General features: G+C 70.7%; 7 protein-coding genes. 2 read left to right on the forward strand and 5 right to left on the reverse strand.

All coding sequences use genetic code 11. The features are described 5' to 3' along the window. On the reverse strand, positions 1–1490 hold a 1490-nt coding region (locus tag QR77_RS27235; protein ID WP_040028740.1), incomplete at its 3' end, for a DEAD/DEAH box helicase. Positions 1491–1973: 483 nt separating this feature from the next. On the opposite strand from QR77_RS27235, the gene QR77_RS27240 reads away from it, so the two are divergent. Beyond that, positions 1974–2735: a ferritin-like fold-containing protein gene (locus tag QR77_RS27240; protein ID WP_040028741.1), complete on the forward strand. Its 762-nt coding sequence runs from the start codon at positions 1974–1976 to the stop codon at positions 2733–2735. 52 nt (positions 2736–2787) lie between these two features. Here the strand turns inward: QR77_RS27240 and QR77_RS27245 are convergent, their stop codons facing one another. From QR77_RS27245 to QR77_RS27260, 4 genes are all read right to left on the reverse strand, one after another. Further along, entirely contained in the window at positions 2788–3057 is a 270-nt protein-coding gene (locus tag QR77_RS27245) for a hypothetical protein (RefSeq protein ID WP_040024692.1), read from the reverse strand. A gap of 238 nt (positions 3058–3295) precedes the next feature. Further along, positions 3296–3523, reverse strand: coding sequence for a DUF3107 domain-containing protein (locus tag QR77_RS27250; protein WP_040024693.1), 228 nt, complete (start codon positions 3521–3523; stop codon positions 3296–3298). A 143-nt stretch (positions 3524–3666) separates the two neighbouring features. Continuing rightward, positions 3667–4308, reverse strand: coding sequence for a TetR/AcrR family transcriptional regulator (locus tag QR77_RS27255; RefSeq protein WP_040024694.1), 642 nt, complete (start codon positions 4306–4308; stop codon positions 3667–3669). 158 nt (positions 4309–4466) lie between these two features. Then, a complete protein-coding gene (locus QR77_RS27260) occupies positions 4467–4694 on the reverse strand; it encodes a hypothetical protein (RefSeq protein WP_040024695.1) in 228 nt (75 codons plus the stop codon). Positions 4695–4862: 168 nt separating this feature from the next. On the opposite strand from QR77_RS27260, the gene QR77_RS27265 reads away from it, so the two are divergent. After that, entirely contained in the window at positions 4863–5822 is a 960-nt protein-coding gene (locus QR77_RS27265; RefSeq protein WP_040024696.1) for an alpha/beta hydrolase, read from the forward strand. The last annotated feature ends 110 nt before the right edge of the window (positions 5823–5932 follow it).

Consider the following 5932-nt stretch of genomic DNA (forward strand, 5'->3'; position numbering starts at 1 on the left):
GCGGCCTCCACCGCTTCGGCGGCGGTGGCGCGGGTACGGCGGCGACGGCGCGGGGTACGCGCCTCGGCCGGGGCCTCGGTGGTCCCGGCGGCCTCAGGAGCACCGGTCGGTGTCGAAGTCGGCGCGGTCCCCGTCACGTCCTGCGTCTCGGTGGCGTCGAGTGCCCCACCGCCACGGGTGCGGCGGCGCTGGCGCGGCGGACGCGTACGGGCGGGGCGCTCCTCGCGTACGGCCGCGGGTGCCGCCGCCGACGACTTGGCGCGGCCACGGCCGCCGGTCTCACCGAGGTCCTCGACCTGCTCGGCCGAGAGCCCGGCGCGGGTCCGGTCCGTACGGGGCAGGATGCCCTTCGTACCGGCCGGGATGTTCAGCTCCTCGAAGAGGTGCGCGGACGTGGAGTACGTCTCGGGCGGGTCGGGGAAGCCGAGGTCCAGGGCCTTGTTGATGAGCTGCCAGCGGGGGATGTCGTCCCAGTCGACCAGCGTGACGGCGATGCCGGACGCTCCCGCGCGGCCGGTGCGGCCGATGCGGTGGAGGTAGGTCTTCTCCTCCTCGGGCGACTGGTAGTTGATGACGTGTGTCACACCTTCGACGTCGATACCGCGAGCGGCGACGTCGGTGCAGACCAGCACGTCGACCTTGCCGTTGCGGAACGCGCGCAGCGCCTGCTCGCGCGCGCCCTGCCCCAGGTCGCCGTGGACCGCGCCGGAGGCGAAGCCGCGCTGGGCGAGCTGGTCGGCGATGTCGGCGGCCGTGCGCTTCGTACGGCAGAAGATCATCGCGAGCCCGCGGCCCTCGGCCTGGAGGATGCGCGCGACCAGCTCCGGCTTGTCCATGGAGTGGGCGCGGTAGACGCGCTGCGTGGTGTTGGCGACCGTCGCGCCGGCGTCGTCGGGCGAGGTGGCGCTGATGTGCGTCGGCTGCGACATGTAGCGGCGGGCGAGGCCGATGACCGCGCCCGGCATGGTCGCCGAGAACAGCATGGTCTGGCGCTTGGCCGGCAGGAGCTGGATGATCCGCTCGACGTCGGGCAGGAAGCCCAGGTCGAGCATCTCGTCGGCCTCGTCGAGGACGAGCCCGCGTACGTGCGAGAGGTCGAGCTTCTTCTGCCCGGCCAGGTCGAGCAGCCGGCCCGGTGTGCCGACGATCACGTCGACGCCCTTCTTGAGGGCCTCGACCTGCGGCTCGTAGGCACGGCCGCCGTAGATCGCCAGGACGCGTACGTTGCGCACCTTGCCGGCGGTCTGGAGGTCGTTGGTGACCTGCTGGCACAGCTCGCGGGTGGGGACGACCACGAGGGCCTGCGGGGCGTTGGTGAGCTGCTCGGGGACGGCTCGTCCCGCCTCGACGTCGGCGGGGACGGTGACCCGCTCCAGGAGCGGGAGGCCGAAGCCGAGCGTCTTGCCCGTGCCGGTCTTGGCCTGGCCGATGACGTCCTTGCCGGACAGCGCGACCGGGAGGGTCATCTCCTGGATGGGGAACGGAGACATGATGCCGACGGCTTCGAGTGCTTCAGCCGTCTCGGGGAGGATTCCGAGGTCTCGGAAAGTCGTAGTCAGGGTGCTGCCTCTTCTGTGAGACGCGACGCGAGGCGAACGCTGGGGGTCGTACCGCACCTGTGTACTCGGCCGACCGTGGATTGGCCGGATGGCGCGGGACCACTGCCGTCGCTCGAGCGCTCGTGCCGCTGAGGGGGCCCCTCATCTGCGAGTCGTGCGCTGCTGTGCGCACGGTCCGCGCGGAGGGCGGTCGGGTCGGAGCCGATCGGGCCACCGACCGGGCTTCCTCTGGGGCCTGTCCGAGGGAAATGCCCCTCGGTCAAACACTGCGATGGCCCGCCGATAAACGGCAGGCGCATTTACCACTGTACCCCGGAATCGCGCATGTGTGTTGGCCGAATTCATCGGATCGGTCCGAGAGGTGCGTCCGACTGCCCTCTTACGCGGGCGCGGGAGCGGGATATCGTGCGCACCATGGAGACGCCTGACCACGCCACCGCGCCCGAGTCCACCGCCGTAGGGCCCACCGCTGTACGGCCCACCGGGATCGCCGCCCAGGGCTGGGAGACCGCATCGACCGATCCGCAGTACCACGCGGCGGTCGTGGACCTGCTGGGGGCGCTCGCCTACGGGGAGCTGGCGGCCTTCGAGCGGCTCGCCGAGGACGCCAAACTCGCGCCCACCCTGGCCGACAAAGCCGCGCTCGCGAAAATGGCGTCCGCCGAATTCGGTCACTTCGAGCGGCTGAACGACCGGCTGCGGGCGATCGACGTCGAACCGACCGGCGCGATGGATCCGTTCGCCAGGGCGCTTGACGAATTCCACCGCCAGACCGCGCCTTCCGACTGGCTGGAAGGCCTGGTCAAGGCATATGTCGGTGATTCGATCGCCAGCGATTTCTACCGTGAGGTGGCCGCCAGGCTCGACACCGACACCCGCGCCCTGGTGCTCGCCGTCCTGGACGACACCGGACACGGCAACTTCGCCGTGGAGAAGGTGCGCGCGGCGATCGAGCGCGAACCGCGCGTCGGCGGACGGCTCGCCCTCTGGGCCCGCCGGCTGATGGGCGAGGCGCTCTCGCAGGCGCAGCGTGTGGTGGCCGACAGGGACGCGCTGTCCACGATGCTGGTGGGCGGGGTGGCCGACGGCTTCGATCTCGCCGAGGTGGGCCGGATGTTCTCCCGGATCACCGAGGCGCACACGAAGCGGATGGCGGCCCTGGGACTGGCGGCCTGAGGGCCCGACTCGGCGGAGACGGAACGACTCGGGGGAGCGGGGACGGCGCCGCTCAGGAAGGCATCGGGCCGTGTATGCGGCGGCCCGAGGGGCGCGTCAGCAGCGACAGCACCACCGCACTGACCGTCAGACCGCCGACGACGGCGGCGAGTACATGACCGGGGCCGAGTGCCATGTGCGTCACATAGGCGCCGAGGAGACCGCCGAAGGGTCCCACGCCGAACACGAGCCGGCGCGAGGGCAGCCGGTGGGACAGCCGCTGGTACACGGCCCACGTCAGTCCGAACCCGAGCAGGACGGATCCGAAAGCTTCCAAGATCACTGCCGATCGCCTCACAACGTCGTGGGCCGGTATGCCGGTTCACACGGTCATTACCCGGCGTACACGAAAGGCAACCCTCTTTTCCGGCCTCCGTCGATCATGACGGCGGCTACCGGAACGGCATGGGGCGGAACGCGCGGAACGAGCGTCAGGGACGGGCGCCCGGCACGACGGAAGGGCCCGGCGGGAGATCCCGCCGGGCCCTTCCGGTGTCGGTGACGACAGTCCTTCAGGAGTTCTACAGCGTGCCGAATCCGACCCGTCGGGTCGTCGGCTCACCGATCTCCACGTACGCGATCCGCTCGGCGGGTACGAGGACCTTGCGCCCCTTGTCGTCCTTCAGGCTGAGTAGCTGTGCCTTGCCGGCCAGCGCGTCGGCCACGGCTCGCTCGACGTCCTCGGCGGATTGCCCGCTCTCCAGAACGATCTCCCGGGGTGCGTGCTGCACGCCGATCTTGACCTCCACGGCTTTGTCCCTCCGAACGGTCAGTGCGTTGCGCGGTCAGCCGCGCGGTACGCAGCACACATTAGCCCGGTGGGACCAGGTGGAAGACGCCCGTGGGGAACGCCCGCAGCGAACACGCCTCGCCGGCGGCGCCCCGAACGGGCTCAGCGCTGCTCGGTGCCGTGCAGCGGGAAGCCGGCGATGCCGCGCCAGGCCAGCGAGGTGAGGAGCTGTACGGCCTGCTCACGGGGGATGGCGGACTCGCTGGAGAGCCAGTAGCGGGCGACCACCTGGGAGACGCCGCCGAGGCCCACGGCCAGCAGCATCGATTCGTCCTTGGAGAGCCCGGTGTCCTCGGCGATCACGTCCGAGATCGCCTCGGCGCACTGGAGCGCGACCCGGTCCACCCGCCCGCGCACCTCCGGCTCGTTGGTCAGGTCCGACTCGAAGACCAGCCGGAAGGCGCCGCCCTCTTCCTCGACGTACGCGAAGTAGGCGTCCATCGTCGCCTCGACGCGCAGCTTGTTGTCGGTCGTCGACGCCAGCGCCGTCACCACGGCCTGGAGCAGCGCCTCGCAGTGCTGGTCGAGCAGCGCGAGATACAGCTCCAGCTTGCCGGGGAAGTGCTGGTAGAGGACGGGCTTGCTGACGCCGGCCCGCTCGGCGATGTCGTCCATCGCCGCCGCGTGGTAGCCCTGCGCGACGAATACCTCCTGGGCCGCTCCCAGAAGCTGATTGCGACGGGCGCGGCGCGGCAGGCGCGTCCCTCGTGGGCGTGCCGCCTCGGTCTGCTCTATGGCTGTCACGCCGCCTCCCAAGAATTCGTTCTGTGCGCGCGATGCGCCGCGTTTGCCATCGTACTTTCGGGTAACCCGGGTACGCGGTGCCTGAGCGCACATTTTCACCGAGCGGACGCCCAGGGGTGCCTGATCCGGGGCAAAAGATCCGCCCGGGAGGTTTTCGCTCAGGGCCGGTCCGGCTCGGCCCCGGCGTCGTCTTCTCCGTCTTGAAGAGCTTCGTCCTGGAGGGCCTCGTCGTCCTCCTCGTCGAGCGGGACCTCACGCGCCTGTTCCACGAGGTCACCCTCGTCGGCCGTCCCGGTGTCGAGATGGGTGGGCAGTTCGTCGTCGTCGTGCGTCCGCACCTCGGTCCGCTGCTCTGCGGCGTCCGCTTCCGGAGTCTCGTCCGACATTCCGTGCCCCTCTTCCTGGGGTTACCTGGCTCTTTCTCCACTCGTACGAGAGGGCTTCGGAGCGAGCGGCCCCTAGATCGAGCGTAGAAGGCACGGCGGCCCGGCGCCACGCGGTCTGTGACGGCCAACACATCAATCGGTGCGTGATCCTCTCGTAACATTGCCCGCATGTCTTCGACCGAGCCGTCCGACACGCTCACCGCCGCCCTCGCTCCGCGGGTGAGCGCCGTACGGGTCGCTGACGGGGAGAAGCTGAGGTCCGTGGCGCTGTCCGGGCTGACGCTGACCGTACGGTCCCGGCCCCCGGCCCGCACAGGACTGCCGCCCGCGCTGTACGTGCACGGTCTCGGCGGCTCCTCGCAGAACTGGTCGGCCCTGATGCCGCTCCTCGCCGACCTCGTCGACGGCGAGGCGCTCGATCTGCCGGGCTTCGGCGACTCGCCGCCGCCCGACGACGGCGACTACTCCGTCACCGCCCATGCGCGCGCGGTGATCAGGCTGCTCGACGCCGAGGCGCGCGGCCCGGTGCACCTGCTGGGCAACTCCCTCGGCGGCGCGGTCGTCACGCGGGTCGCCGCCGTACGCCCCGACCTGGTGCGCACCCTGACGCTGGTCTCGCCGGCGCTGCCCGAGATCCTCGTCCAGCGCGGCGCGATGCCCACGGCGGTGGCCGCGCTGCCCGGGGTCGTCAGGCTCTTCGCCAGGCTGACCAGGGGAGTCACGCCCGAACAGCGCACCCGGGGCATGATGCGGCTCTGTTACGGGGACCCCTCCATCGTCTCGGAGGACGACCTGGCCCACGCGGTGGCCGAGATGGAGCGGCGGCTCCAACTGCCGTACTTCTGGGACGCGATGGCGCGGTCGACACGCGGAATCGTCAACGCGTACACCCTGGGCGGTCAACACGCGCTGTGGCGGCAGGCCGAAAGAGTGCTGGCGCCCACGCTGCTTGTCTACGGCGGTCGGGATCAGCTTGTTTCGTACCGTATGGCGCGTAAGGCGTCGTCCGCTTTCCGCGATTCCCGGCTTCTGACGCTCCCGGACGCCGGGCATGTTGCCATGATGGAGTACCCGGACCGGGTCGCGCTGGCCTGCCGGGAACTCATCGACGACTACACCAGGGGCTGATCCGGGGCGTGGGACGACACAGCCGCAAAGGCCCCGTACCCCAGGGCTCGGGGAGTGGTACGAACGGCGCGGGTCCCGCCGACGCCACCGCGCCCGGCGGACAGCGCGGC

This window comes from Streptomyces sp. 150FB (genome assembly GCF_000818195.1).
In the GTDB taxonomy this organism is placed as follows: domain Bacteria; phylum Actinomycetota; class Actinomycetes; order Streptomycetales; family Streptomycetaceae; genus Streptomyces.